The organism is Aeromonas sp. QDB31 (assembly GCF_027707605.1).
Taxonomy (GTDB): Bacteria; Pseudomonadota; Gammaproteobacteria; order Enterobacterales; family Aeromonadaceae; genus Aeromonas; species Aeromonas media.
On the sequence record NZ_JAPCIX010000024.1, the window covers coordinates 21,428 to 47,963 of the forward strand.

A 26,536-nucleotide genomic window follows, 5' to 3' on the forward strand; every position below is an offset into this window, starting at 1 on the left:
ATCCGGGTGGCGGCAACTGACCATCCCGGGGCCCCACCGCGGGGCCGACGACCCTGGCCTCCCCCCAAAAGGGGAGATTCGCCCCCTTTATTCATGTCATGAATTACCAAAGAATCCCCATGCGCCAGATGAATGACACTCAGGGCCCCTCCTGCAAGGCGATGCGGTTGCCTTCGGGATCCCTGAGCTCGGCCACCCGGACCTGCTCGCTCACCCGGGTGACGGGATAGAGAGACTCGCCTCCCGCCGTCAGTGCCCGGGCCATGGTCCGCTCTATGTCCGCGACCTTCAGATAGACCCGGGTGCCGTCCTGGCTCGGCACATAACTTTCCCCCTTCGCCAGGGCGCCGGAGCAGCCCGCCATGCCGTCAAACAGCGGGAACAACGCCATCTCGTTGCCATCTATGTGCGCCCGCTCGAGGGCTATCTCGAAGACAGCTTCATAGAAGCGAATGGCTCGCGTCAGATCCTGCACCGGAATTTCAAAATGGATGGCGATATTCATGTGTCACTCCTCTGTGTGGGATGAGATCCCAAGCTCCCTCGAATAGATGAAGACCGCAGGCAAGTACCGGCCGGGCCTATCAGAGGCGCCCTTGCGCCGGCTCCCCATGAAAGAGGGGAAGGGATCCCCCCTTCCCCATCATGGCTGATGATGCACCCTCGCCGGGATCAGGTCACCGGCGCCCAAGGGTCTCCCTTGCCCGGTTCGTTGCCCTGGGTCCACCACTTGGCCTGATAGATGACACCCTTGTGGCTCACCTTGTTGCCGGCGGTGTAGACCTTGCTGGCCTCCCAGGCGGGCACATCCCCCACGGGCGGGTCGGTCGGATCAACGGGCGCAGGATCGAGTTTGGCGACCACCCGTACCTTGGGCCAGCTGGCGTGGGAGCCGTAGACGTTGGTCACGCACTTCTCGTAATCCCCCGGCACCAGGGCCGAATAGGCGGTCTGGAATCCCACCAGCTCGCACTCGAACGAGTAGCCACCTGGCCTGTCGGTATAATATTTCCAGTTGCCGTCCCAGTTGGTGTAGAGCACGTCGGTGGCGCCGTTCAGGTTGAGGCTGCCATAGGGGGTCTGCTGCCAGCAGGTGTTCTTCTCGTCCGGGAGCAGCGGGATCCCGTAATGGGCGGCCAGCCCTTCCCAGTAGCGGATGCGGTTGACCGGCTGCCCTTTGTTCTTGTTCTGCTCGCCACACTCTATGCCACCGTTGATGACGTTGATGGTGGTGCCAAAGCCATAGCCGATGCCCGCCGCGAGCTCGCGCTGGGAGGGCACCCAGGTTCTGTCGATGACGTGCAACATGGCGGGTTTGGGGGCTTGCGGCGTCAGGAAGAACCAGATGGCGGAGGCGAGGTTGAGCCAGGAGTCGGCCACCAGACCGGGGTTGTTCAGCAGCACGGTGGCGTTGCCGTCAAACATCGCCTCGGAGAAGGCGCCGTAGTTGAAGTGATAGGAGAGCTGTTTCGCGCCACGGCCAAAGTAGCCCTGCTCCGTGCTGCAGGGCCATTTCCTGTTCTGCCAGTCATTCTGGCCACAGCCGGTGGTATAGCCGAGTTGCCCCTCGGCCCAGCCCAACTCGCGCACATGCACCAGCGCCTGCTGCCACTCCTCGAGCCCCAGCGGGTTGTCGGAGACATTCTCCCTGGCGATGTGACCGCCCGTCTCCTGGGCGAAGTGGGCGAAGGCGGTGACGATGGATTTTTTGCAGATGGCGTCCGCATTGCGCCCGTCCGTGTAGTCGCCGCAGAAGGCGGGGAACTTGCCGACCGCCCGCAAGAAGCGCTCATAAGTATATTCAGGGGCCGCCATCTGGGTCAGAAAGTCCCAGTCCGATTCGGTAAAGACCCGCTCGACCCGTTTGACGTTGTCCGGGTTGTCGACTCGCCTCGGCACAATCGCCTCCACCAGGATGTTGGGTCTGGTGGCCAATGCCTTTGACCAGATGCCATACATGGGGTTGGCCGTCTTGGCCTTTTCAACGGCCGCTACATCGGAGGCGGCAATCACATAGCCACCACTATTTTGTGGGTCGGGCTGAATAGTCATGGCCGCATAAGCTGGCGAGGCGCAGAGCCCCGCAACCAGCCAGGCGGTGCGCTTGAGCATGAACATGGGTAACCATCCTTGTCTTGACAATGTCAGGGCGAGCATAGGCATCCTGACAACTAAATTCACGACAAGAATTAAGAGTTTGGCGATTTTGCGAGCCATTTCACTCTGCACTCAGATGAAACCGCATCACAGCCTCATTTTGACCCCGTCACGCTCGCTCTTCATGCAGTCTGAACGCGCACCGCCCGGATCAGCAGATTGCGAGGTGTCATGGGTTTGTCGCAAAACGTCCCCAGCTCGACCTGGTAGCCCTGCTCCTCGAGGAAGAGGGCCCGATCCAGGGCGAGCCAGATCTCCAGCGGACGACGAAACAGATGGCGCACCAGCTCCATGCGGGCGACGTCCCCAAAGCGCCGCTCCCCCCTGGCGAGAAAATCTCCATGATCTATCCCCCCAGGCAGCACTATCTCCTTGCGCTCGGCGGCCCAGTCACAGAAGGCCTCGAAACTACCCGCCAGCAGGCTCTTTTGCAGGTTGGGTACCGGCAGGTACTCATCCACCCTGCGTACCTCCCGTTGCAGGCAATCGAAGGCGAGACGCCAGATCACCTCCTGCTCGCGCAGGCGGGAGATGCGGGCACCGCCGGTCACCGTCTCCTGCAGCGGCAGCTTCAGGTCGCTCTTGCCAAGGTGCAGGGCGCTGGCCTTGGCGGCCTGCGACAGGGGACGGTAATGGCTGGTGCGGATCAGGTGATAGCAACAGGGGGAGAGGGTCACGCCCCGGGCTCCGCGCTCGGCCACCTGCTCCAGCAGATGGGTATGCAGCTCACCGCAGGCATGGAGCGCCATGGCGTGATGGTGCGGGGCGATGAGCGCCCCCGACTCGGCGGCGAAGGCGTCGGCCTCCACAAACTGCATGCGGGCACCATCGCGCGCCGCGAGCTGCCGCCCCTCCTCGCAGAGCGTGCGCTGCAATTCGAGGCTCAGGATCTCGGCCCCCCGGTGCAGAGAGACCAGGCGCCCCAGGTGGCCCTTGCCGGCACACCACTCCAGATAGGGGCCCTGATGGGCGGGCAGGCAGCCGGTGAAGGCTTCTATCTGCGCCTGCTTGCGCCCCGGCATGTACATCGCCATGGCCCTGGCGCAGTGAATGGGTTCGGGGACAAAGGTGTCTAGCTCGCTCAGGGCATGGAGCTCGGCCCCTGCCGGGATCCAGGGGGCAAGCAGGGTGCAAAGTGCGCCCATGTCGGCGTCGAGCCGCGCTATCTCGTCAAGGTCGAGGTCATTGAGGCAGGCGGCAAGCTCGGGGGCCTCATCGGCGAAGGCCAGGCTCAGATGATGATAGGGCTGATATTGCCACCAGCGTCTCTCGTCGGTCAGCAAGCAGTCCAGTTGTCGAAAATGGTGAGCCAGCACGGTGAGCTTGTCCTGCTATCCAAAAGGGAGGCTCATTCTAGCGATCTGCCATCAAAAAGCACTCGCCAGCGTATCCGCCCACCCCTTGCTGGTAGCCTGACAAAAAGCAGGGACTTGTGCTATATTCCGCCCCCTCATTAGCGCGACTCGCCCACGCGGGTCGTTTTACCCATATGAACGGAACCAAAACATGACCATCAATGCCATCCTGCAAGCGCGTGCGGACGCCAAGTGTGAGCTGTGTGGCGCAGAACATGCGCTGACTGCCTTCCCGGTGCCACACTCCCCCGCCAGTGACGATGACCACAGCGTGGTGCTGTGTTCCACCTGCCGTGGCCAGCTAGAGCAGCCGGACACCACCGAGGTCAACCACTGGCGCTGCCTGGGTGACAGCATGTGGAGCCAGGTGCCAGCGGTGCAAGTGATGGCATGGCGCCAGCTTAAAGCCCTGTCCGCCCAGGGCGAGATCTGGGCCCAGGACATGCTGGACATGATGTACATGGAAGAAGAGACCAAGGCCTGGGCCGAGGCGGGCAGCGCAAGCGACGATGACGACAGCGTGCCCACCGTCGACTCCAACGGCGCCGTGCTGCAGGAGGGGGATTCCGTCACCCTGATCAAGGATCTGGAGGTCAAGGGCGGCGGCTTCACCGCCAAGCGCGGCACCCTGGTCAAGGGCATTCGCCTCACCAACAACCCGCTGCACATCGAAGGCAAGGTCAACGGCGTGCAGATAGTGCTGGTCGCGGCCTACCTGAAGAAGGCCTGATCCCTTAGGCCTGTGGTTTGAATGATGCAAGAAGCGCCCCCGGGGGCGCTTTTTTGTTGCCGGGCCAAAGCCTAAGTCGGCGCGGCCACAGTGGCGCCGCGGGGAAACTGGGCTATCCTGCAAACCAGTCCCGATGAGCTAGCCACCCCTTTGCCGTATTTTCCGTCAGAGGATGATCCACTCCCGGCACCCTGAAGCACTGGCCCGGATGGAATTCATGTGGCACTCTGGGCTCCTCACATGGACAGATCCTGAACATCATGACCCCATGATGTCCGCTTGAAACAAGGAGCACGACCTATGGCCAAAGCCAGCAAGAAAGATATCAAGAAGAAAATCGCCGCCCGCCAGGAGAAGATTGCCAAGCACGAAGGCAAGATCAAGAAGCTGAAGAAAGCCCTGAAATAAGGGTCGGCAGCATAAATAAACCGCCTGAGGGCGGTTTTTTTATTGCGCCAGTCAGGCAACGTCTCCGGACGTCCCTTTTCCCAATGGACTGGCGCTTGGTTAAGCACCTGAAAAACAGCCACATCCTGGCGGCAGCAGCCACTGGACGCGGCCCCTGGGGCGGAGCATGATGTGCTCTTTACGAAGGAGATATCATGAGTCTGGATACATGGATGTTGTTTCTGCTGGCCTATCTGCTGGCAACCCTGACCCCGGGGCCCAATGTGCTGCTGGTGGTAAAAAACGGCCTGCAGCTCGGCTGGCGTCCGGCCCTGCTCACCATAGGCGCGAATCTGTTCTGTCAGGGCATTCTCATCTTTCTGGTTGCCATGGGTGTAGGGGCCCTGCTGCAGACCTTGCCGCCCCTGTTCCTCGCCCTCAAGCTGGCGGGCGGTGGCTACTTGATCTATCTCGGCTACAAGTCGCTGCGGGCGACCGGCTCGGGGAGTCAGAAGGTGCAACGGGTTGGCGTCAGTCTTCCATCACGGAGCAAAGGCTCCCTGCTGCGGGAAGCCTTTCTGGTGTCGGCCAGCAACCCCAAGACCATCATCTTCCTCTGCGCGCTGCTGCCCCAGTTTCTCGATCACCAAAGCTCGCTGCCCATCCAGTTCTTCATCATGTACCTGACCATCTGTGCCATCGTCAGCCTGGTGCATCTCTGCTATGTAGCCCTGGCCAGACGCGCCGGCAACTATTTAAAGCCGGGGAACGGCCAGCGCCTGTTCGGCCGCATCACAGGCGGGCTGTTCATCACGCTCGGCGGTGCCATCTTGCTCAGCGGTCGACCCTGAGCCGATACGGGTGCCTGTCTGGATACCATCGGTCGGGAAGTTAACGCAGCACCATGAAAAGAACCGCCTGACGGCGGTTCTTTGTTTCTCGATGACGCCAATATTCACTCCAGTGGCCATGACTGCCAGTGCCTGGCGGTCACCAGCACTTCTTGTTCCAGCCAACACTTGTTCAGGGCTAAATAGTTGAGCGCCTCTGTCAATGCGGAGCCGGATACCCTCTCCCAGGCATTGCTCTGCCAAGGGATCTTGCTCTGCGATCCTGCCGACGGGAGGCTTAGGGGGCGGGCATAGTGAGGGAGATAATCGGCCAGATTGCGGGGTAGCCAGAGCGCCAAGGGCCGGCCGGTGGCCTGGGCCAATTCGGCGGCGATCTCCAGCCCCCGCTGATCCAGGTCGCCAAAGTGGGCCCAGGGGATGGCCGCCGGCAACAGGGGCATCACCCGTTTTGCCAATGCGGTGTTGCGGCCCGGTACATAGAGCAGCAGCTCACCTGGCTGTAGCGGATAATCCACGAAGGCCCCCTTGTTCTCCACCGTCACTATCTGCCGCCCCGGCCACTCAATGCCTCGCAACCCGGTCAAGGCTCGCTCTGGCAAGGCGAGCTCCCCGAGCAGGTTGATGACGGGCGTCATGTTGTGGAGTCGTCCCTCTTTATCGATCAGGCTCAGCGAGGTCAGGGTACGCAGCCGGATCGCCTCGTCAGTCAGCACCTGGCTGCCCAGTTCGGCGACTCGCGCCAACTGCGGTGGCGATAGCACGGCCTTGCAGTCACGCAGCCGGAGGCCGCTCAAGGTGGCACCGTTGATGGATGCGGGTAATTGACAACCCAATGCCGCCAACGCGACTTCCCCCGACCAGGGTTGCTCCTCTGCTGCTTGCGCGAGCTTGGTCGTCAAAAACGCCCTGCCTCGCTCGGTGAGCTGGCGGCGCGCACTGCGTCCCACCGGCTGCACACCGCCGACCCGCCACAACATATCGTCCAGCTCCCGCCCCGCGACACTGTTGAGCAGGATCCCCTGCCCCGCCGCCAGTGCCAGCAACTTCTCGCTCAAGGCGCGGATCTCCGCTCGCTCGAACAACCCCATCGACACCCTCCGCCTGCCTCAACTGACCTGGTATTGCCCGTGCTGCCTGCTCAGATCCAGCGCGCCCCGCCGGACACCCGCACAGCACTGCCGGGTTCGGCCTGGATCTCGGCATGCAGCCGCGACGGCATGCCCATGTCTTCCCCCTGCACTATGTCGATGGCGCCGCCGTGGGGCCAGTGCAGATCGCGCAGGTAACCGGCGAAGGCCGCGGTTGCAGCGCCTGTGGCCGGATCCTCATAAACGCCGCCGTAGGCGAAGGCATTGAGGGTGTGAAACAGCCGATCCCCGGCCACATGCACCAACAGAATGGTCACCAGGCCCTCGCGGCGCATCAGCAGACGCCCCTGCGCCAGCGAATAGTGCATGGCCGAGAGCGCTGTGTGATCCTTGAGCGCTAGCACCAGATGATCGGCGCCGCCGTGAATGAGCGCTGGTGGGATGCGGGGATCCAGGCTGGTCGCGTCATAGCCAAACAGCGCCAGGGCTTCGCGCATCAGATCCGCCGGCGCCGGTTTGCTGTGGGTCGGCGGGGATTGCAACGCCGCCTGCCACTGCCCCTGCTCATCCTGCCAGCCCGAGACCCGGATCTTGGTCTGGTTGAGACAGAGTGCATGATCCCCTGCCCCGAAGCGGCGCGCCAGCGCCACCCCGAGGGCGATGGTGGCATGGCCGCAAAACGGCACCTCCGCCTCGGGAGAGAAGTAGCGCACCCGCCATTGCCGTCCGCAGGCCTCTTGCCCCTCACCGTGCAGCGGGGCGGCGAAGGCCGTCTCCGAGAATCCAACCTCTGCGGCGATCCGCTGCATCTCCTCCGCCGTCGGCAGTTGGGCCCCGATCCAGACGCCGGCGGGATTACCCCCCCGGGATCCGTCGGAAAAGGCGGCGATCCGCACCAACTCAGTGACCAGCTCCGTCATGACAACTCCTTGGCTTCTTGCTTCACGAAAAGTGGCTTTTACAAGCTCATTCCTGCGGTCCCTTCCCGGGTGCCCGCATCAGAGGTCCAGCTTACCCATAAAATTAACGTCCGCACAGGTGCCGCTTGAGCGCCGCGGATCCGGGTACTGACAACTAGAGTTGGGAAGACGTGTCTGTATATGAGCCCGCAGTGGAGTGCCATATGTATTCATACACCCTTACGTTCAGGGAAGAGGTCGACAAGTTGACGGCTCCCGAGCACGAGATCTTGCTGCAAAGCCCAGCCCAGGCAGGGGATTTCGTCATCCTCTCCGACGGCAGCCGCCACCAGGTGATGTTCGTCACCCATCGTGCTCACTACAGCAGCCTCTATCTCGACAAGGGGATCCGGGTGCCCCAGAGCTGAGCCCACAGGTTCACGGACTCCCTCTGAATGGCACAGATTCATCGGCCCTCCTGTGCGACACCTGTTACAGGTGCTAACGTGAGACAGGCTCTCGCCCCCAGGATATTGCCGCAAACACAGGCTGTTGCTCATGGCAGTCAAGGCTGCGATGAACCGGAAAGACTCACACTTTGAGGGATTAACTATGCCTAGAACTGCTGCTTTGCTCGTGACCCTGACCCTGCTTGGCATGGCCCCGGCTCACGCCATCAACGCAAAATATGCCCAGCAGCTGGAACGCTCCGGCTGCACTCAGGTGAGCGAAGCCCAGGGCTGCGATATTCACAAGACCAAGGCGGAGAATGCCAAGGCGGGATTCGGTGCTGTCATCCCGGCCACGGACGGCGGTCTGAACATGAGCTACGCACAGAAGCTGGAGCGCTCCGGCTGCACCCAGGTGAGCGAACTCAGCGGCTGCGACATCAACAAGACCCAGGCCGAGAACGCGGCCGCCGGATTTGGTGATGCTCCGGCGGCCACCAGCGCCAGCCCCTACGCAGGCAACTGGGTCGCCACCTTCCCCGAGACGGGCGCCACCGTCGCCACCATCCGCATCGATGGCAAGGATCAGGTGTGGGTCAACGACAAGCAGGTCAAGGCCAAGAAATCCGACGGGGCCCTGGTGTTCAAGGAAGGCATGGTCATCTATCGCATACAGGGGGATCGTAGCCTCAAGGGGGAAGATGGCTGGGTCGACAACGATGCGGGCACCAAGGGACCGATCACCTCCAAATAAACAACATCACGGGAATGTGAAGGGGAGCCTGGGCTCCCCTTCTTGCTTGATTACTTGCCCATGGCTTTCCCAGCCCCCGGTGAGCGGCAACCCTGCACTTCCTCTTGCTATTCACTTACCCTTTTTCGGATAGTCGAGCACGACCGTCACCGGCGTTTGCGATACAGCAGCCGACCAGGAGGGGGCATCAAAGGTGAAGCAGGCGACGGCGCAGGTCGGCATCCGGGTGATCTTGCCGGAAAAGCAGTGGGCAAGATCGGTGAACTCGGGATCGTGACCAACGAGCATCACGCACCTCAGATCGTCCTCAAGCTCATCCATCAGCACAAGCAGGGTCCCGACATCGCTGCCGTAGAGGCGCTCGTCGATGACAATCCCGTTCGCCGGGTAGCCCAGCTCATGGGCGACAAGCCGGGCCGTCGACAAGGCCCGACAGGCGGGGCTCGACAGGATAAGGTCGGGCACCCCTACCGCGTGCGCCAGACGTCTGCCCATCAGGGGGGCATCACGCAGACCGCGCTCGGCGAGCGGGCGTACCCGATCAGGCAGTGCCTGTTCCCAACTGGACTTTCCGTGACGCATCAGGATCAGCGTTCTCTTCATGACTCCTCCCGCAGCGACCGACCATCGGTCCGCCAGTGACGGCCAGGGTTTGCATGCCTGTCACGTCGCCATGTCAATCATAGCGAAGCCACATTGCGCGGGAGTCTCAGACAAGCTGAGCACTGAGTCCGGGTGAGCAGGCTCTCGACGTGTGGGCACTGACAGTGCGAGCAACAGGTGGCGGCGGCAGAGAGATGATCCCTGCAAGCGTGCAACTGCACGACTCGCCGCCAGGGTCAGCCAGCCTCAAGGGTGGCAGCGGTTAGCCGTCACGGTCTGCACCAGGTCTCGACGCAGAAGTAATAGCTGGTGAAGAGGCACCCCGACAGGATCGTCTTCTTCACCCTGGTGGCGCGCCTGGCGAGGGCTTTGTATGGGGGACGCGTGTCCAGCAGATGAAAGATGACCTCTTGATGGCCCATGCTGCGCGCCCAGCCCATCATCTCATGGAAGATGGCCATGCCCCTTCCCCAACCCGCCCTGGCGATCACGATGGCAATCTCGACCCCCTCCTCATCGGGCTGGAGCCCGCACCACCCCACCAGGACACCATCGATGAGGACGGCACGCACGCGGCAGCCGGGCAGCGCGTCTATTCGCCGCTTCTCATCCATCCAGGCGCGCACTCTGGCGGCATCAAAGGGAGGGTGGTCAATCAGGTGCTTTCGCAGCGTCTCGTCGTTGAGCAGGGGCAGAAGATCCTCTGCGCGTACCTCGTGTAAGGGTATGAATTTCATAGGCTTATCATGCTTTCCCAACAGTGAGGGGCTCCTGATAGGGGGTCCCGTCCTTGTGTCTGGCGATCCAGGCGCCATCGGCGCCCTGCACCAGGGCCAGATCGTCGTCAGGATATTGGACTGTGTCCCCCGCCAGCCGGTCGCCCACTTCGAGATAGACGGCGTCCACCTCACCGTAGTTGAGCAACTGGTGGGCCAGGCCGTTGCCGCCCTTGAAGCCAATGCACTCCCCCGGCGACATCGGGTACTCATCCTCTCCATAGCGCAGCGTAGGCGTCCCCGAGATCACATAGACAAACTCATCCTGCTTGCTGTGGTGATGCTTGAGCGCCGAGATGGCCCCCGGCGCCAGGGTCGTCAGGTTCACCCCGAAATTCGCAAGACCGAAGTGCTCCCCCAGTTTGCGCCTGGTACGGTGTTTGACCAGAGAGGCAAAAGGCTCCGGATAGAGGGACTTTGCCGTACTCTCCGGGATCTGTGTGGCCTGAATGGGCGTGCGGTGCGTCATCTCAACAACCTCCGTATGGGCGCCCTGGCAAGGGGCAGCAAGAGACCAGCCAGGTGTCTGCCTGAGTGGCAGTCACGCAACAAGACAGATACGGCTGGGGAGAGGCTGATGTCAACTCTGAGATGCGAAGAGCGGGGTCTTGCCGTTGCCAGCGGTGCGATGGGCGGTGCTTATGGCGCCCCGCTGCAGCCCCCCTACAATACCTCGACCTTGACCTTGATGAGGCCGGAGCGGGTGTTACCTATGGTGCTGAACGCAGATCTTGAGAGATCGATCACTCTCCCCCTCGGGAAGTTGCCCCTGTCGTTGACCCGCACCACCACGCTCTTGCCGTTGGCGAGGTTGGTCACCCTCACCATGGCGCCGAAGGGCAGCGTCATGTGGGCGGCGGTGTTCGCGCCACTGTTGTATCGCTCGCCGCTCGCCGTCTTCTTGTTGTGATAGCGATCGGCATAGTAGGAGGCAAGCCCCGTCTGGGTATAACCTCGCCCATTGCCACCAGTGCCCGCATCAGGCTGGCTGCTGCAGGCCGCCAGCAGCAGGCACAGGGAGGCCAGCAGCCCTTTTTGCACCATGATCCTCATCATCTCTTCCTCGACCCGTTATGAGATGCCGCGTTGGCCCCGACCGGCTTTCATGGCCAGGCGGGCGCCCGCGAGCAGGGGCCTACTCTCTCACATTTCCCATGGAAAACGGGAGGCCCAAGCCTCCCGTTTGTGTGTTCACCCGTCAGCCCCTGTCAGGGGAAGAGGTCAGGCGATCAGCTTGTCATCGGCGAAACCGAAGCCCCGCAGCCCCACCACGTGCACGTGTTCGTGCTTGCCCTGCACCTTGCGGATGAGCTTGTAGGTGGTGCCCTTCTCCGGGCTGATGTTCTCCGGCGCCGCGATAAGCAGCTGCATGTCCTGCCGCTCGCACAGCTCGAACAGGGTGGCGATGGACTTGCCATCCAGACGCGCCGCCTCGTCCAGGAACAGCAGGCGGCAGGGGGCGATGTCCTTGCCGCGCAGACGGCGGGACTCCTCCTCCCAGCTGATCAGCACCATCAAGAGGATGGCCTGACCGGTCCCGATCGCCTCGCCGGTGGAGAGCGCCCCGCTCTCGGCCCGCAGCCAGCCATCGGCACCACGCTGCACCTCGATTTCGAGCTCCAGGTAGTTGCGATAGTCCAGCAGCACATCCCCCATCACCTGATAGTTGCGCTCCCCCTGCTCTATCTGCGGGTTCAGGCGCTGGAACAGCTTGGCCATCGCCTCTGAGAAGCTGAGCTCCTTGTCGGCGAACAGATCGTTGTGCATGGCACTCTGATCGGCGAGCGCGGTCAGCAGGCGGGTGTGGGCCTCGCGGATGTTGACGTTGAGGCGCACCCCGCGCACCAGGCCGAAGGCGATGTTCTGCAGCCCCTGGTTCAGCACCCGGATGCGGTTCTGCTCGCGGCGGATGATGTTGGTGATCTTGGCCGCCACCTCGTGGGAGGAGAGGGACAGATGGTTCTCCCGCTGCTTGAGCTCGTCGGCGAGCCGCGCCAGCTCGATCTCCATCTCCTCGATGGCCTCCACCGGATCATCGGAGCGGATGATGTCGTTGCGGATGCGATCTTTCAGGTAACGGTAGACCTGCACGTAGAAGGCGACCTTCTGCTCGGTGTTGCGGTTGCCTTCCGACAGGCGCAGCGCGTCGCGCAGGGCCTCGTCGTGGGCCACCGCGACCCGCAGGGCGCCGAGGGCCTTGTCCGACATGGATCTCAGCTCGTCGCTGTCTAAGTAAGCCAGCTCGCGCTTGTTCAGACGCTTCTCGACGTCGGTGTCGCGCGCCAGGCGCACCACCCGCGACCAGCTCGCCTTGTGGCCCACCAGGGATTTGCGGGCGCCGAAGTAGTCCTTGCCTTCGAGCTTGAGACGACCCCCCAAGGAGTCGATCTCGCGCTTGCACACCTGCAACTGGGCCTCGGCGCTGGTGCGACGGGAGCGGGTGCGGATCAGCAGCTCTTCGATCTCCTTCTTGTGGGCGCGGGACTTCTCCTCCATGTCGTCAGACAGGGTGAGCCCCATGGCCGCCAGCTCCTGCTCGAACTCCGCCAGGGTCTGGCCCTTGGCCGAGGCGCTGGAATCGAGCGCGGTGCGCAGCTGCAGCGCCTCGGTGTGGCGCTGGGCAATCTGCTTGTGCTGCTCACCGGCGGTGCGGGCCGCCAGCTCGGCCGCCTTGAGCTTCTCTTTGAGTCGCTCGCTCATCTCGGAGGCCTTGCCGAGCAGGTCTTGCGCATCCTGATAGGCAAAGTGCGGCAGCCGGGCCACCAGCTGATCGAGGGCGTAGCAACGGCGCTTCTGCTCGGCCAGCAGCTCGCTCGCCTCATCATAGGCGGCCTGCAGGGCGGCGAGATCCTGGGGATCCTGGCGCAGCACCTGCACCATGGTTTCCAGTTTTTCCAGCGCCTTGCCGTGCCTGGCCACAAAGGCTTCGGCTGTTTTAAGGGCTTCGACATCGGCGTGAGCCGCCTCGAGACGAGCCGCCAGGTCTGTCTCGGCAAACAGGTGGGCAAAGGGCAGCATCCCCTGTACCAGCTGGATATGGCGAGTCAGCTGGGCGGCTGCCGCCTTGGCCTCGGCCAGCTGCTTGTCGCACTCGCCGATGGAACCTTGCAGGGTGCGCAACTCGGCCTGCTTGGCCTGCACTTCGGCTTCGGGGTCGGGTCTGAACGCGATGTCCAGATGCTGGCCGATAAAGTCGCGAAAATGTCCGTAGAGGCGGTGATACTTCTGCTGCTCGAAGGCGGCCTTGGCGTAACCCTCGATGAGGTTTTCCCGCTCAAGGTCGAGCTGCTCGATGCGTTTCTCCCGGGCGGCGCGGCCAAACAGCGGCAGCTCGGGGTAGCGGGAGAAGCGCACCTGACGCTTGCTGGTGCGCACCAGCACGGCGTCCCCCAGCTCGTCGGCTTCTACCAGATCCTCGTCAAAGGAGTCGGGGTTGCCCTGGATGAGGTAGATATCCTCCGGGCAATCCTCCAGCTTTTTCAGCCGCTCGATGGCGCCCTCAAGGTCGAGCACCACCAGGGCGCTGCGAGCCGGGCCGTAGAGCGCGGAGTAGTAAGGGGCATCGTCGATGGAGATGTCGTCGTAGACATCGGAGAGCAGCACCCCCCCCACCTGCTCGGCAACGCGGGCGAGACGCGGATCCGCCTCCCCGGCCCCCAGCTGCAGGTTGCGAATTTGCAGCTCCAGCGCCTGCTTCTGGGCCGCGATGCGGTTGCTCTCCTGCTCGAATTCGCGCTCCTTGTCGAGCACGCTCTGCATGCCGGAAGAGAGCTCTTCGGCGGTGGCCAAGGCCAAGCCACTCTGCTCGCGCAGTTGCTCGAGTTTTTCAAAGGATTTCAGCCAGCGCGGTGCCAGTGCGGTGAGATCCTTGATGTCGCGCCCCAGCTGGGCGCCCTGATGCTCGAGGCTGGCGCGGCGCTGGTTCACCTCCGCCTGCTGATCGGCGAGCTCCTCCTGACGGGTGCGCTGGGCTTCGAGGAAGATCTCCAGCTCGTCACTACTCTGGATCAGCTGACCGGAGGCCTGCTGCAACTCGTCGCGCAAGCGGAAGAGATTCTTCTGGCTGTCGCTCTCTTTCTCGAGGCGAGCCAGGGCGGCGCGCAGCCCCTGCCCCTGACTGACGCGGGCCTTGTCCTCGATATGACGCTTGAGCAGCGCCTGCGCCGTGGGCCAGGCGGCCTCGCGGGCGGTCTCGGGGGCGATGCTCAAAAGCAGCGTCAGCGCGGCCTGGTGCTCGGCCACCGCGGCTTTTGCCAGGGCGAGCTGCTGCTCGGCCCCCAGCACCCGGCCGGTCAAGCTCTGCTCGGCGGCGCGGAACTGGTGCAGGGTGTCGCTCGCCTGCTCGGGGGTCAGCCCCGGCAGCTCGCACTGCTCGCGGGCAGCATCGAGGGCCTGCACCGCCTGGCGGTACTGGATGGCGCGGGTCTGCTGAATGTCCAGCGCCTGCTGGTAGTCGGCGAGCTGGGTCTTGAGGCTGTCCACCTCGGCCTGGGCCAGCTCCTTGCGCTCTTCCACCTCCAGCAACTGGCCGTGGATCTCCTCCACGATCGCCTGCTGCTGCTCGAGCTTGTCGTTGAGCTCCGCCAGATCGGCGCGGTAGAGGGCGATCTTCTTTTGCAGGGCCACGGCCGCCATCACCTTGGCCAGGTGCTCGGCGGCGGACTCCAGCTCGTCGGTCAGCAGTTTCTCGCGGTTGGTGAGCTGATCCACCTCGTCCGCCAGATAGATGGCGCGCTGCTTCTCTTCCGCCAGCAGGCGACGCTTGCCCGCCAGCTCGGCACGGGCCTTGAGGGCCAGCTCGGAGAGGCGATTCTTCTCGGCGGCGCCCCGCACATACTCGGCCGCCACGTAGTGGGTGGTCTCGGTGATCAGGTTCTTGAACAGATCCCGCTGGCCTTGGGTCTCCTTGATGGCCTCCAGGGTGCGGCGGTTCTCGTAGATGGCCGCCTCCATGTCCTGGAACGCCTTGCGCACGCCGGAGTTCTCCGGCAGCAGGTATTCACGAAGCGATCGGCTGATGGACGAGGAGATACCGCCGTAGAGGGAGGCTTCGATCAGCCGATAGAACTTGCCGCGATCCTTCTGATCACGCAGCTTCTTGGGCGTGATGCCGAACTCGAACATGAAGTTGTGATAGTCGGTCACCGTATTGAACTTGGCGACTTTCATCGCGCCGAGCTCGGCGGCGGCCCCCTTCAGATCGGTAAAGGCGCGCACCCGCCCCTTGCCGCCCTCGAGTTTTTCCAGCAGCAGATCCGTGGGTTGCAACTGCTCCGGCACGTCCACCAGGGCGAAGGGGGTGATGTTGACCTTGTTGTCCCGGTTCGCCACCTGCTCCAGGTGGACGCCGACCCAGATCCGCTGCTCGCGGCTGTTCATCACCTCCAGCAGGGAATAGCAGTGGCCGCGCTGCAGCTTGCCGTAGAGCCCCTTGTCACGGGACGCGCTGCTGGAGCCCGCCTCCGTGGTGTTGCGAAAATGGAGCAGAGACTGGTCGGGAATGAGGGCCGTGATAAAGGCCGCCATGGTGGTGGACTTGCCCGCGCCGTTGCCGCCGGAGAGCGTGGTGACCAGCTGGTCGAGATCGAAGGTGCGGGCGAAGAAGCCGTTCCAGTTGACCATGGTCAGGGATTTGAATTTGCCTCTCACGCCGCACTCTCCATCAAACCGGCAGACGCCATCGGTGCCAGAACATTAACGTTGCAGATCATCTTCCACCTCCAGCTCCAGTTGCTCTTCATCCAGATCTCCCTCGATGTCGTCAAACAGCGAGTCACTGCTCGGCATTTCGTCGTCGTGGAAGATGGCCTCCCCTTCCTGGATCATCCGCAGTTGCACCGCGCGGGGATCCTCGTCGGAGCGCACGTCGGCGGCGAAGCGGAACACGGATTCGTTGACCCTGAACTTGTCGCTGTTGCCAAGGGCGGTGATCATGCCGAGCCGCTTGAGCCGGCGCATGGAGGTGCGGATCTTCTCCAAGAGCTTCTTCTTGTCCAGATCGGTGCCGCCGGAGCGGCTGTTGACCATGCGCAGCAGCTGCTTCTCGTCGGCCAGACCCAGCACCTCTTCTTGCAGCTCGCCCATGGCGAACACCCCTTCCGAGGCGAGCCGGTCCGGGCTCAAATAGAGGTAACAGAGCACCTTGCCCACCAGCATGTCGAGCTCGGAGAGCACGGTAGTGCCGATGTCGGCGCTCGGGCGCGGGCGCAGGTAGAAGAAGCCTTCCGGCGCCTTGATGAGTTCGACCTGATAGCGGCCGTAGAAGATCTCAAGCTCGCCGTGATACTCCACCAGGGCCGAATGCTGTTCGAACTCGTCGGCACTGATGTGGCGCCCCGAGCGCAAGGCGGTGTCGATGCGCGGAAACAAGGGGTTGGCGATGGCCTCTGCGAGCCGCAGGGGCAAGGGGAACTCAGAATTGATCAATGACATAGGCCTGAACCTTGGATCCAGCTTGGTTAATGGGTTTCCATGCGGGTTGGCGGTGCAGCTCGCGCTCACCGCTGGCATGGCCGAGGCGCACGGCCTGGTCTATCAAGAGGCGCGCCACGTCGAAGTGGGCGTGGGCCGGGAAGTCGAGCAGGTATTCCCGCAACACGTCGGCCAAGTCCAGCTGCTGCCCCTGCTCGGGATAGCGAGCCAGATAGCGCTCGATGCGCTCCGCCAGCGCCTGATTGATGTCCACCATCTCCATGAACTCCATCTCGAGGGGCACCTCGCCGGTCACCTCCTCGTCGTGAATGGCGATGGTTTCATCCCGCAGCTCCAAGAGGCGCGGCTCTTCGGCCACCCTCAGCAAGAAGTTGTGCTGCTCGAAGTTGCGGATGGATTCGCGCAGCCGCTGGCTGAAGGCGCGATTCTTGTCCATGTCGATGGCGTTGCGGATGAACTTGTGGACGTGCCTGTCATAGCGGGACCAGAGCTCGATGCACTGCTGGCCCCAGGAGGTGATGACGTCGAGCCGCCCCTGCAGGGCATGGGTCAGCTCCTCGACGTGGAACAAATCGTCCCGCCCTTGCGCCGCTTCCTGGATGTTGAGCAGCCCCGCCTGCAGGCGGTGGCCGGCGGCGTCCAGGGTATCTTGCAGCTCGCGCAGGGTCTGGCCGGTCTCGCGCAGCAGCTTTTCGCAGCTGTGGATGGCGTCGATCCAGTTCTGGGTGAGCAGGGCCGCTATCTCGTTCTTGACCTGGTTCTGCTGCTCGTCCATGGCGCGCTGGGTGAGATCGATGCGCCCCAGGGTCTCCTCCAGGGAGAAGGAGAGGCGCGGCAACACCTCGGCGTCCCACTGCTCCCGGGTGTTGGTCTCAAGCGCCGCCTTGCGGGCGGTATCGAGCTCGGCCGCCAGGTGTTCGAGCAAAATGGAGAGCTTGATGGAGTCCACCTGGCGGCTCTCCAGGAAGAAGTCGACGATGCTCATGCCAAGGCGCGACAGGCGATAGAGGCTTTCGCCCGCCACCATGTCGGTGGTGAAGCGCGACAGCAACTGCTGGCGAATGAGATCGTTGATGGCGTTGTTGGCGCGACCGGAGAGGGTCTCGTCCATCTGGCCGAAGGCGTTGCTCACATAACCGAAGGCGTCGTGCAGCGCGGCTTCCGACAGATCCGATTCATCCTCGGAGAGTGTCTTGATCGCGATCAGAAAGGCCAGCCTGTCGGTGGGGAGGTTCAGGGACAACCCCTCCTGTCTGACCCATCCCACCGTCTCTGGCAGGGTACGGGATGTACTCATCATGACGTTATCATCTCGTTGTTATAACCGACGGGTCACTCGCCCGCCGTGGTGATATAGGCCGGGGTCGGTGGCACCCCGACGGCTCGATCCCGCATCACATTCACGCCGGTTCGTCTCAACCGGCTGGTTTCTGGGCCATCACATGGATGTAGCGCCCAAGGGACACAAAGGGTTCCTGACGGCAATAGTGCTGCTCCATGACCAGCAGATCCTCGAACTTTTCGACCTGATCCTGCTTGTGGCGCATGTAGTCGTGAATGACCCGCACCCCCGTCTTGCCGATGATCTTGAGGCCCCCCCGTCCTATCCAGTCGTAGACCTGTTCCGGCAACTGGGGGTTGGTGGGCGTAAGCGCGGTCTGGCGCTTCTTGTTCAGCCCCTGGCGCACATAGTCAAAATTGCCCACTACCAGGCTCTGGAACAAGAGGCCGTGACGGTTGTAAAAAAGCAGCGACAGTATGCCCCCTGCCTTGACGAAAGGGAACAGACCGAGCAGGGTCTGACGGGGCTCGACGAGCCACTCCAGCACCGCGTGACAGAGCACCAGATCGAAGGTGCCGATCACATGCTGCTTGAGATCCTGAATGGGGCAATGGATGAGACGAATTCTGTCTTCCAGTCCCTTTTCGGCGATCTGCTCCCGGGCCAGATCCAGCATTTCTGCCGACAGATCACACAGCTCCACCTGGTGGCCCATGGCCGCCAGCTTCTGGGCGAAATAGCCAAAGCCGCCGCCGGCATCCAGGATCCGCAGGGGTCGGTTGCCCAGGCGCGCCAGGCAGGCTTCGATGTCGCTCCACACCACGGCGGTGCGGATGCGCCCCTTGGTGGAGTCGTAAATGTTGCGGGCGAACTTGTCGGCGCGCCCGTCAAAACTCTGATCTTGCTTCAAGACAATGCTCATCTTCGGCCGCAGGATTGGGCCAGACCAAAAAGAGGGGTATTCTGTCACATCCGGAATTTGCTGAAAACTCAAGGACGACGCTGCTGTGTTTGAGCTCAACCTGTTTACTGCCAAGAAGTGGCTGGGCCAGCTGCTGATGCCGCTGCCCTTCTCCCTCTCCTTATTGTTGCTGGCGCTCGCGCTACTCTGGTTCACCCGCTTTCAGAAAACCGGCAAACTGCTGGCCACCTTCTCGTTGCTCCTCATTACCCTGATGGGGATGAGGCCCGTCAGCTATGAACTGGCGCGAAGCCTGGAGCAGACCTATCCGCCCTTCGAGGTGAGCCTGCATCCCCAGATCGACGCCATTGTGGTGCTCGGCAACGGCCATGTCAGCGATCCGGCAGTGCCTGAACGCGCCTGGCAGAACAACATCTCCCTGACCCGCACCCTGGAAGGGGTGCGCCTGGCCCAGGCCTACCCGCAAGCGGAGCTGGTCTTCTCGGGCTATGTGTCGGGGGATCCCCTCTCCAACGCCGAGGTCAATGCCCGCATGGCGGCGGGCCTCGGCATCCCCCGTTCCCGAATGACGTTGTTTGAAAACAACAAAGACACCCACGACGAGGCGGTCAGCATCAGCGCCCACCTCAAGGGCAAGCGGGTGGCGCTGGTGAGCTCGGCCACCCACCTGCCCCGGGCCATGGCGCTCTATCGCGGTCAGGGACTCGATGCGGTGCCGGCCCCCACCGACTATACCGCCAAGCAGAGTCAGGAGCCGCAACCCCTCTACAGCTACCTGCCCAAGGGGCGTTACCTGATGTATTCCGAGGCTGCCATTCACGAATGGATTGGGGTATGGTGGGCCCGTTTGCGGGGGCAGGTTAACGAATGAGCGATCGGTTCTTGCATTCCTGATTTGGATCAGGAAAGCGAAAAAAAATTACGTCATTTGCCGCCGGGTCAGCTATCTTGGGCTCGGTTCAATTCATATAATGTTGCGCAATCAAATGCCTAGGAGATTGAGAAGATGAGACAGCACCTGGTAATGGGTAACTGGAAACTGAACGGCACCAAAGCTTCTGTCGAAGCTCTGATCAAAGGACTGACCCCGGCTGCTGCCGCTCATCCTTCCGTGCAAGTCGCCGTCTGCCCGCCGGTTATCTTTTTGGGTCTGGTTGAACAGCTGACCGCTGGCAGCAAGATTGCTTACGGTGCCCAGAACGCCGACGTTCACGAGTCCGGCGCCTTCACCGGCGAGAACGCCCCCTCCATGCTCAAAGCCTTCGGTTGCACCTACTCCCTGGTCGGCCACAGCGAGCGTCGCACCCTGCACGCAGAGACCGACGACGTGGTGGCTGCCAAGTACGAAGCCATCCAGAAAGCTGGCCTGGTACCGGTTCTGTGCATCGGTGAGACCCTGGAGCAGTTCGAAGCCGGTGTGACCAAGAACGTGGTTGAGACCCAGCTCAAAGCCGTCATCGACCGTTGCGGCATCGCCTCCTTCGCCAACGCCGTCGTGGCTTACGAGCCGGTATGGGCCATCGGCACCGGCAAGACCGCTACCCCGGAAATCGCTCAGTCCGTGCATGCTCACATCCGTCAGTACCTGGCCGGTTTCGACGGCGCCGTGGCTGCCAAGGTACAGATCCTGTACGGTGGTTCCGTCACTGGCGCGACCGCTGCCGACCTGTTCGGTCAGCCGGACATCGACGGTGGCCTGGTGGGTGGTGCGTCCCTGAAAGTGGACGACTTCTCCCAGATCATCGCTGGCGCCGCCCAGTAAGTGACACAAGAGAGGGGCCTGGCCCCTCTCTTGATATCGCTTTCCTATGGGTCCCCTTCTTCCATAGGAAAGCCGATATAGTAAAAACGGCTGGCCGTATTATTCAGATATTGATATTCGACAACTCAGATCCAGAGGCACTCATGACCAAACAAATCAAACGTATTGGTGTTTTGACCAGTGGTGGTGACGCACCGGGTATGAACGCAGCCATTCGCGCCGTGGTACGCGCCGGTCTGCATCATGGCCTGGAAGTCTACGGCATCTATGATGGCTACCTTGGTCTGCATCAGGACAGGATCGTCAAGCTCGAGCGCCACAGCGTCTCCGACGTGGTCAACCGCGGCGGCACCTTCCTAGGCTCCGCCCGTTTCCCCGCCTTCAAAGACCCGAAAGTGCGTGCCGAGGCGATCGAGAACCTTAAAAAACACGGCATCGATGCCCTGGTGGTGATCGGTGGTGACGGCTCCTACATGGGTGCCAAGAAGCTGACCGAAGAGGGTTTCCCCTGTATCGGTCTGCCGGGCACCATCGACAACGACATCGCCGGTACCGACTTCACCATCGGCTTTGACACCGCGCTGAACGTGGTCGTCGACGCCATCGACCGTCTGCGTGACACCTGTAGCTCCCACCACCGCATCTCCGTGGTCGAGATCATGGGCCGCCACTGTGGCGATCTGGCCATGTCCGCCGCCGTTGCCGGTGGCGCCGAGTACGTGATCGTGCCGGAAGTCGCTTTTGACAAAGAGAAGCTGCTGCAACAGATCAAGGAAGGCGAAGCCAAAGGCAAGAAGCACGCCATCATCACCATCTGTGAGCACGTCACCGACGTCAATGCCCTGGCCAAGGACATCGAAGCCATGACAGGCCGCGAAACCCGCGCCACCATACTGGGTCACATACAGCGTGGCGGCTCGCCGACCGCCCGCGATCGCATCATGTCCAGCCGCATGGGTGCCTTTGCCGTCGAGCAGTTGCTGGCCGGTCAGGGTGGCCGTTGCGTCGGGATCCAGGGCAACGAGATGGTGCACCACGACATCATCGACTGCATCGAGAACCTCAAGCGCCCGTTCGATCAGGAGCTGTACGATCTCTCCACCACCCTGTTCTAAGCCATCGCGCTTCAGACAGGTTGTTGTGACAAAAACCCTCCATCGGAGGGTTTTTTTATGCCAGCATCAGTGCCCCGGCAAACACAGGCAACCGCCCTCCCCGACCTGTAACGAGCCAGCTTGCCCTGTTGTGCTTCTGCCTGATAGACGGCGATACAGGCGCTCTCTTTCGTGTCGCCGCGCTCTACTGAGGTTTCCCCCTCTCCAGCAGACTCTGCCCCCTCGCCCTGCCCCTACTCCTCTGACAGGAGCCCCCTGCCTGGGTGTCAGTCTCTGCGTACTTATCTCTGGGCATCTGTGAATGAAAGCCCACCTCTCCCACCATGACACCCACCCCAAAAGCGCGGCTCGGCGGGCGGGGCAGCGGGGCTTTTCCCTGCCGAATGTCTGCTGTTTTACCCTGTTTTCCCCTGTGAATTGAAATTATGTCGGGAGGTGATGGCGATAAAGCACCGTCACTACTGGGTTTACCCCATGGCGGGCAGATAAAAATGATGGGATAAGGGAAATGGCGCCACCAGCCAGCCAACCCATCATTGGCGACACTTTCAGGCGCACCACCCTGCCATTTCTCGCCACAAAAGTTGATAACCACCAAAATGGCCTCGTACAAACCCCATCAAAAAACGCAAAAAAAAAACCATAAGTGACTGTATATAAACAATATAGTGATAAATATCATATGCTAAAAATCCACCACCTCATGAATGGGTGATAAAACGCCCACAAAATTACAAAAACATAGCACTACGACACTAGTGACTTAATTTTGCCACATAAATACATTTTTCATTGTTATCCCCTGTCATTGTGGTATCTTGGTCTCATCATCAGTCAGCCAAGGGAGACAAAATAATGAAAGAGTTCGTTGTTACCGCCGTTTTTACCGTGTTTTTCACTCTGGTTGCCGTCTCTCTGCCCTCGCTGGCACAGCTCTAAGGCGGTTAATCGGTCAGGCAGCTGCTTGGCCTGCGTCTTGATAGCGCCACCAGGCCGCAAAAACACCCGCAAAGGTGGTTTTTTGAAGGCTTGCACAGGAACAGGATGTCAGTCCGGACTTATTGGCTATCTGTGAGCATTTAACGACCTGAACGTCATGATCGCCGTTCTTGCAAGGGGAGCCTCAGTGCTCCCCTTGCCGCATCTGTCTCTGCGGGATTTACTCTTGCCCCCCTGCCCGTCACAATGTCCGCTGGATTTGCCATGCAGGAATCACCATGACTCAGGATGCTCTGCGCCACTGGCGCCGTGACCTTCACCGTCTCCCTGAAGCCGCCTGGTGTGAATTTCGCACCAGCGCCCTCATCGCCCACCACCTCTGTGAACTCGGTTTTTCCGTCATGCTGGGGGACAAACTGCTGGCCAGCAACCTCATCATGGGACGGGAGATAGACGTCGCAGCCCAGAAGGAGCGTGCCCTGCGTCAGGGGGCCCACCCCGACTGGCTGGCCCGCATCGACGAGATCACCGGGGTGATGGGGGTCTGGGACAGCGGCCGCCCCGGCCCTACCCTGGGCTTTCGCTTCGACATCGATGCGGTAGAAGTGGAAGAGAGCAGGGAGCCGGCACACCAACCCTGCCAGGAGGGTTGGCACTCCGCCAACCCGGGCTGGATGCACGCCTGCGCCCACGACGGCCACACCGCCACCGGGCTGGTGCTGGCCGAGCGGATCAGCGCCCTGGCCGATGGTCTGAACGGCCGCATCAAGCTGTTCTTCCAGCCTGCCGAGGAGGGATGCCGCGGCGGCAAGGCGCTGGCGGCGGGCGGTCAGCTCGATGACGTGGATGCCCTGCTGGCGCTTCACATCGGCATTCACGCCAACAGCGGCGAACTAGTGATCAACCCCACCGAGTTTCTCTGTTCAACAAAATTTGACGTGGAATTTATGGGGCGCGCCGCTCACGCGGGGCTCGAGCCCAACGCCGGCAGCAATGCCCTGGCGGCGGCCTGCATGGCCACCACCGCCATGCTCGGCATTGCCCGCCACCGGGACGGCATGACCCGCATCAACATTGGCCAGCTCAATGGGGGCAGCGGTCGCAACGTGATCCCGGGTCACGCCCGACTGCAGGGAGAGACCCGTGGCGCGACCCCGGCTCTCAATGACTACATGTTCGGCCAGGTGCAGCAGATAGTGGAAGGGGCCGCCATGATGCAGGGGGCCAGCTACCTCATTCGCAAGCAGGGGGAAGCCATCGGCATAGAGAACAGCCCGGCCCTGCTCGAGGAGATAGTGCCGCTGGCCGAGGCGCTCAAGCTTGAGACCATCCACACCCGCCGCTTCGGCGCCAGCGAGGATGCCGGTTTTCTCATCGAGCGGGTGCAGCAACACGGCGGTGAGGCCGCCTACCTCATTCTGGGGGCCAATCTGGCGGCGCCTCACCACCATCCGGAGTTCGACTTCGACGAGGCCGTGCTGGCTCCCGGCGTCGCCCTGCTCGAGGCCTGGCTGCTCAGCCGCCTCGGCAGTTGAGAACGCCACCGATGAAAAAGGCAGCCCGAGGGCTGCCTTTCTTGTCTTTGCGAAGTCGTCTGGCGCCTAGCTCAGCGTCCCAGTACTATGTCAGAGAGGTGGGCGAAGTGATGGATCTCGTGGGTCGCCTCGCAGGGCCCCTGCTGGCGGGCGGGATTGTACCAGCAGGTCGCCAGCCCCTGGGCGGCGGCACCGGCGATGTCGGTCTTGGGGTTGTCCCCCACCATCAGCACCCGCGCCGGGCTCGGCTGCCCCATCAGATCCAGGGCGTGCTGGAAGATGGCGGCGGCCGGCTTGGTCACCTGCACCTCGTCGGAGATAACGAGGGGCTCAAACCACTCGTTCCAGCCCAGCTTGTCGAGACGACCGCGCTGTGGCAGGCTGAAACCATTGGTGATGATCCCCATCCTGACCCGGCTCTTCAGGGCCAGCAGGGTCTCCTCCACCCCCTCCAGCGGCACGCTCAGGGCGATGATCTGCTGCAGGAAGGTGTCATTCATCGCCATGGGCGCCACGTTCACCTGCTCGGCGAACATCGAAAAACGGGTCTGCTGCAGCCGGGTAGCATCGATCTCACCCGAATTGTACTGCTGCCACAGCCTGTGGTTCAGCTCGTGATAGGCCGCCATCCTGGGGGGCGTCGGCGTCACGCCATAGATCTGCAGGGTGCGCTCCAGTGCCTGGGCGACCGGGAAATCGAGCAGGGTCTCGTCCAGATCGAACAGCACCCAGTCATAGCTTGCTTGTTTCACGCTTGTCCTTATTGGTTGTACTTGGCGATTCATGTCGTTGCCTGGGTGCCAGGCTCGGCCATCCCGAGCGGGCTGGCGAGCAGGGTCAGCGACAGCCTGACACCAAACCCGGTCACTTCGCTGCCGACCACGCCGTTGCCCCCCTTGTTGCGAAAACCGCTCAAGTCGAGGTGCAACCAGGGTGTCTGCCCGGGCACGAAGCGGCTGAGGAAGCGGGCCGCATCGATGTGATCCGGCGAGGTACCCGGCGCGCACTGTAACAGATCGGCCCACTCGCTATCGAGGTTGTCATCGAAATCCTCGTCCAGCGGGAAGGGCCAGATCCGTTCACCGCTCTGCTGCCCCAGGCGTATCAGCTCGGGAAGCCAGTCGGGGCGATTGGTGAAGGCGCCGCTGTAGCGGCTGCCGAGCGCCCGCTTGCAGGCACCGGTCAGGGTTGCGTAGTCGATCAGCAGATCGGGCTCCCCTTGGGCCGCGAGCGCCAGGGCATCCGCCAGCACCATGCGCCCCTCGGCGTCCGTGTCCACCACCTCTATGGTGGTGCCATTGAGGGCGGTCACCACCTCCCCCGGTCGATAGGCTTTGGGGCCTATGTGGTTCTCGGCGATGGCGAGCCAGCAGTGTACCTCAACGGGCAACTTGGCCCGGCTGATGGCATGCAGGGTCCCGAGCGCCACCGCGCTGCCCCCCATGTCCAGGTGCATGCCATACATGCTGCCACTCACTTTCAGGTTATAGCCCCCGGAGTCGTGGCAGATCCCCTTGCCCACCAATGCGATGCGACGCACCGGATTGGCCGGGCAATAGCTGAGCCTGACGATGGCAGCCTGGTTGTCCTCCGAGCCCCTGGCCACCGCCAGGAAGGCGCCGGCACCGAGTTTGGCGAGGGCCGCCTCGTCGAACTCCTGCCACAGCCAACCCTCCTGTTGCGCCAGCTGCCGCGCGAAGGCACGGTAACTGCCGGCATTGAGTTCTGAGGCAGGCAGGACGGCCAGGTGACGGGCCAGCCCGTTGCCCTGCGCCTCGGCCTCGATGCGGGCCAGATCAAGGACGCAGGGGGGAGACAGGGTCAGACTCTGATAGCCGATGGGCGCCTCGTCAGCGCGCTTCTGGGTGGGCAGCGGCACATCGGCCGCCAGCAGGGTGGCGAGCACCAGCTCGGCCAGCAGCGCCCGGGGCGCCTCATCGAAGCCCTCCAGGTGCAGCGCCAGCTGCGCCACCTTGAGGCCCGCGAGGGGGGCTGTCCAGGTGCGGATCTGCTTGTAGAGCCGGTGATCCACAACGGGCGCCGAGTCCACGAAGAGCACCAGTTGCAGACCCTGACCATCCGCCAGCCGGTAAGGGGCCGGCAGACCCAGGGCTATCTGGGACGCCACCCCGGCGAAGGCCGGCTGCGCCAGCAGGGCATCGCGCCCGGTCTCGGCTACCAGCAGCAGTTTGACGGGAATGTTGCTCGCCATCACCTCATTCAGGGTGGTGGTCTGCATGGTTATCTTGGGAGGAAGGTAGTTGAAAGCGTGCATCACAGGGAGAGGCCTCATCCATGAACAGAAGCCAGAATGATACCGAACAAATGGGACAAAGGATCGCCACCACATAAATTAATGTGCTGGATCAGGGTGATACACGAGGGAGTCGAGATGGATATAAAAAGAGGAATAGATGACAAGTTGGTTGCGGGGGCCGGATTTGAACCGACGACCTTCGGGTTATGAGCCCGACGAGCTACCGAGCTGCTCCACCCCGCG

The 26,536-nt window shown here is 62.4% G+C and carries 23 protein-coding genes and 1 tRNA gene; 8 read left to right on the forward strand and 16 right to left on the reverse strand.

Annotation, left to right across the window (positions count from 1 at the left end; all coding sequences use genetic code 11):
* Positions 1-139 precede the first annotated feature (139 nt).
* The 3 genes from PG898_RS18055 to PG898_RS18065 all read right to left on the reverse strand — a co-directional run bounded on the left by PG898_RS18055 (position 140) and on the right by PG898_RS18065 (position 3,473).
* Entirely contained in the window at positions 140-505 is a 366-nt protein-coding gene (locus PG898_RS18055; RefSeq protein ID WP_270824283.1) for a VOC family protein, read from the reverse strand.
* A 167-nt stretch (positions 506-672) separates the two neighbouring features.
* Positions 673-2,118, reverse strand: coding sequence for a chitinase (locus PG898_RS18060; RefSeq protein WP_270824284.1), 1,446 nt, complete (start codon positions 2,116-2,118; stop codon positions 673-675).
* Positions 2,119-2,279: 161 nt separating this feature from the next.
* A complete protein-coding gene (locus PG898_RS18065) occupies positions 2,280-3,473 on the reverse strand; it encodes a methyltransferase (protein WP_270824285.1) in 1,194 nt (397 codons plus the stop codon).
* Between the two features lie 190 nt (positions 3,474-3,663).
* Between PG898_RS18065 and PG898_RS18070 the strand changes: the two genes are divergently transcribed.
* Positions 3,664-4,242: a PhnA domain-containing protein gene (locus tag PG898_RS18070; RefSeq protein ID WP_139750841.1), complete on the forward strand. Its 579-nt coding sequence runs from the start codon at positions 3,664-3,666 to the stop codon at positions 4,240-4,242.
* Between the two features lie 602 nt (positions 4,243-4,844).
* Positions 4,845-5,480, forward strand: coding sequence for a LysE family translocator (locus PG898_RS18075; protein ID WP_182785524.1), 636 nt, complete (start codon positions 4,845-4,847; stop codon positions 5,478-5,480).
* A gap of 104 nt (positions 5,481-5,584) precedes the next feature.
* Here PG898_RS18075 and PG898_RS18080 read toward each other — a convergent pair whose 3' ends face one another.
* Positions 5,585-6,568: a Wadjet anti-phage system protein JetD domain-containing protein gene (locus PG898_RS18080; protein WP_270824286.1), complete on the reverse strand. Its 984-nt coding sequence runs from the start codon at positions 6,566-6,568 to the stop codon at positions 5,585-5,587.
* A gap of 50 nt (positions 6,569-6,618) precedes the next feature.
* A complete protein-coding gene (locus PG898_RS18085; RefSeq protein WP_270824287.1) occupies positions 6,619-7,488 on the reverse strand; it encodes a PhzF family phenazine biosynthesis protein in 870 nt (289 codons plus the stop codon).
* A 203-nt stretch (positions 7,489-7,691) separates the two neighbouring features.
* Here PG898_RS18085 and PG898_RS18090 point away from each other — a divergent pair, with 203 nt between their 5' ends.
* On the forward strand, positions 7,692-7,895 hold the full coding sequence (locus tag PG898_RS18090; protein WP_005326065.1) for a hypothetical protein: 204 nt from the start codon (positions 7,692-7,694) through the stop codon (positions 7,893-7,895).
* Positions 7,896-8,079: 184 nt separating this feature from the next.
* Positions 8,080-8,670, forward strand: coding sequence for a hypothetical protein (locus tag PG898_RS18095; RefSeq protein ID WP_270824288.1), 591 nt, complete (start codon positions 8,080-8,082; stop codon positions 8,668-8,670).
* Between the two features lie 111 nt (positions 8,671-8,781).
* Here the strand turns inward: PG898_RS18095 and PG898_RS18100 are convergent, their stop codons facing one another.
* The 8 genes from PG898_RS18100 to cmoM all read right to left on the reverse strand — a co-directional run bounded on the left by PG898_RS18100 (position 8,782) and on the right by cmoM (position 18,673).
* Positions 8,782-9,273, reverse strand: coding sequence for a SixA phosphatase family protein (locus tag PG898_RS18100; protein ID WP_270824289.1), 492 nt, complete (start codon positions 9,271-9,273; stop codon positions 8,782-8,784).
* 269 nt (positions 9,274-9,542) lie between these two features.
* The gene (locus PG898_RS18105) at positions 9,543-10,010 is read right to left on the reverse strand and encodes a GNAT family N-acetyltransferase (RefSeq protein WP_270824290.1); all 468 of its coding nucleotides are present in this window, start codon (positions 10,008-10,010) and stop codon (positions 9,543-9,545) included.
* Positions 10,011-10,017: 7 nt separating this feature from the next.
* Positions 10,018-10,518, reverse strand: coding sequence for a cupin domain-containing protein (locus tag PG898_RS18110; protein ID WP_270824291.1), 501 nt, complete (start codon positions 10,516-10,518; stop codon positions 10,018-10,020).
* Positions 10,519-10,712: 194 nt separating this feature from the next.
* The gene (locus PG898_RS18115) at positions 10,713-11,102 is read right to left on the reverse strand and encodes a septal ring lytic transglycosylase RlpA family protein (RefSeq protein WP_270824339.1); all 390 of its coding nucleotides are present in this window, start codon (positions 11,100-11,102) and stop codon (positions 10,713-10,715) included.
* 168 nt (positions 11,103-11,270) lie between these two features.
* On the reverse strand, positions 11,271-15,698 hold the full coding sequence (mukB, locus tag PG898_RS18120; RefSeq protein ID WP_270824292.1) for a chromosome partition protein MukB: 4,428 nt from the start codon (positions 15,696-15,698) through the stop codon (positions 11,271-11,273).
* 45 nt (positions 15,699-15,743) lie between these two features.
* A complete protein-coding gene (gene mukE / locus PG898_RS18125; protein ID WP_270824293.1) occupies positions 15,744-16,481 on the reverse strand; it encodes a chromosome partition protein MukE in 738 nt (245 codons plus the stop codon).
* The gene (mukF, locus tag PG898_RS18130) at positions 16,462-17,781 is read right to left on the reverse strand and encodes a chromosome partition protein MukF (protein ID WP_270824294.1); all 1,320 of its coding nucleotides are present in this window, start codon (positions 17,779-17,781) and stop codon (positions 16,462-16,464) included. The genes mukE and mukF overlap by 20 nt, the downstream gene beginning before the upstream one ends.
* A gap of 115 nt (positions 17,782-17,896) precedes the next feature.
* Entirely contained in the window at positions 17,897-18,673 is a 777-nt protein-coding gene (gene cmoM / locus PG898_RS18135) for a tRNA uridine 5-oxyacetic acid(34) methyltransferase CmoM (RefSeq protein ID WP_041205841.1), read from the reverse strand.
* Between the two features lie 112 nt (positions 18,674-18,785).
* Between cmoM and elyC the strand changes: the two genes are divergently transcribed.
* The 4 genes from elyC to PG898_RS18155 all read left to right on the forward strand — a co-directional run bounded on the left by elyC (position 18,786) and on the right by PG898_RS18155 (position 24,036).
* Positions 18,786-19,556: an envelope biogenesis factor ElyC gene (elyC, locus tag PG898_RS18140; protein WP_041206946.1), complete on the forward strand. Its 771-nt coding sequence runs from the start codon at positions 18,786-18,788 to the stop codon at positions 19,554-19,556.
* A gap of 135 nt (positions 19,557-19,691) precedes the next feature.
* Complete coding sequence (gene tpiA / locus PG898_RS18145) at positions 19,692-20,447, forward strand: triose-phosphate isomerase (RefSeq protein ID WP_042650052.1); 756 nt, start codon at positions 19,692-19,694, stop codon at positions 20,445-20,447.
* A gap of 143 nt (positions 20,448-20,590) precedes the next feature.
* Positions 20,591-21,562, forward strand: a complete 972-nt coding sequence (gene pfkA / locus PG898_RS18150; protein WP_005326082.1) for a 6-phosphofructokinase — start codon at positions 20,591-20,593, stop codon at positions 21,560-21,562.
* 1,217 nt (positions 21,563-22,779) lie between these two features.
* Positions 22,780-24,036, forward strand: coding sequence for an amidohydrolase (locus PG898_RS18155; protein WP_270824295.1), 1,257 nt, complete (start codon positions 22,780-22,782; stop codon positions 24,034-24,036).
* Positions 24,037-24,107: 71 nt separating this feature from the next.
* Here PG898_RS18155 and yjjG read toward each other — a convergent pair whose 3' ends face one another.
* From yjjG to PG898_RS18170, 3 genes are all read right to left on the reverse strand, one after another.
* Positions 24,108-24,788 carry a pyrimidine 5'-nucleotidase gene (gene yjjG / locus PG898_RS18160; protein WP_043131948.1) on the reverse strand — a complete coding sequence of 227 codons (681 nt, stop codon included), beginning with the start codon at positions 24,786-24,788 and terminating at the stop codon, positions 24,108-24,110.
* Between the two features lie 29 nt (positions 24,789-24,817).
* Positions 24,818-26,314, reverse strand: a complete 1,497-nt coding sequence (locus tag PG898_RS18165) for a M17 family metallopeptidase (protein ID WP_270824296.1) — start codon at positions 26,312-26,314, stop codon at positions 24,818-24,820.
* Between the two features lie 145 nt (positions 26,315-26,459).
* A tRNA-Met gene (locus tag PG898_RS18170) sits at positions 26,460-26,536 on the reverse strand.

Excerpts from the sequence above, each read along its gene's own strand:
- PG898_RS18055 (WP_270824283.1), bottom strand. The coding sequence starts at position 505 with ATGAATATCGCCATCCATTTTGAAATTCCGGTGCAGGATCTGACGCGA.
- PG898_RS18060 (WP_270824284.1), bottom strand. The coding sequence starts at position 2,118 with ATGTTCATGCTCAAGCGCACCGCCTGGCTGGTTGCGGGGCTCTGCGCC.
- PG898_RS18070 (WP_139750841.1), top strand. The coding sequence starts at position 3,664 with ATGACCATCAATGCCATCCTGCAAGCGCGTGCGGACGCCAAGTGTGAG.
- PG898_RS18075 (WP_182785524.1), top strand. The coding sequence starts at position 4,845 with ATGAGTCTGGATACATGGATGTTGTTTCTGCTGGCCTATCTGCTGGCA.
- PG898_RS18080 (WP_270824286.1), bottom strand. The coding sequence starts at position 6,568 with ATGGGGTTGTTCGAGCGAGCGGAGATCCGCGCCTTGAGCGAGAAGTTG.
- PG898_RS18085 (WP_270824287.1), bottom strand. The coding sequence starts at position 7,488 with ATGACGGAGCTGGTCACTGAGTTGGTGCGGATCGCCGCCTTTTCCGAC.
- PG898_RS18090 (WP_005326065.1), top strand. The coding sequence starts at position 7,692 with ATGTATTCATACACCCTTACGTTCAGGGAAGAGGTCGACAAGTTGACG.
- PG898_RS18095 (WP_270824288.1), top strand. The coding sequence starts at position 8,080 with ATGCCTAGAACTGCTGCTTTGCTCGTGACCCTGACCCTGCTTGGCATG.
- PG898_RS18100 (WP_270824289.1), bottom strand. The coding sequence starts at position 9,273 with ATGAAGAGAACGCTGATCCTGATGCGTCACGGAAAGTCCAGTTGGGAA.
- PG898_RS18105 (WP_270824290.1), bottom strand. The coding sequence starts at position 10,010 with ATGAAATTCATACCCTTACACGAGGTACGCGCAGAGGATCTTCTGCCC.
- PG898_RS18110 (WP_270824291.1), bottom strand. The coding sequence starts at position 10,518 with ATGACGCACCGCACGCCCATTCAGGCCACACAGATCCCGGAGAGTACG.
- PG898_RS18115 (WP_270824339.1), bottom strand. The coding sequence starts at position 11,102 with ATGAGGATCATGGTGCAAAAAGGGCTGCTGGCCTCCCTGTGCCTGCTG.
- mukE (WP_270824293.1), bottom strand. The coding sequence starts at position 16,481 with ATGTCATTGATCAATTCTGAGTTCCCCTTGCCCCTGCGGCTCGCAGAG.
- mukF (WP_270824294.1), bottom strand. The coding sequence starts at position 17,781 with ATGATGAGTACATCCCGTACCCTGCCAGAGACGGTGGGATGGGTCAGA.
- tpiA (WP_042650052.1), top strand. The coding sequence starts at position 19,692 with ATGAGACAGCACCTGGTAATGGGTAACTGGAAACTGAACGGCACCAAA.
- pfkA (WP_005326082.1), top strand. The coding sequence starts at position 20,591 with ATGACCAAACAAATCAAACGTATTGGTGTTTTGACCAGTGGTGGTGAC.
- PG898_RS18155 (WP_270824295.1), top strand. The coding sequence starts at position 22,780 with ATGACTCAGGATGCTCTGCGCCACTGGCGCCGTGACCTTCACCGTCTC.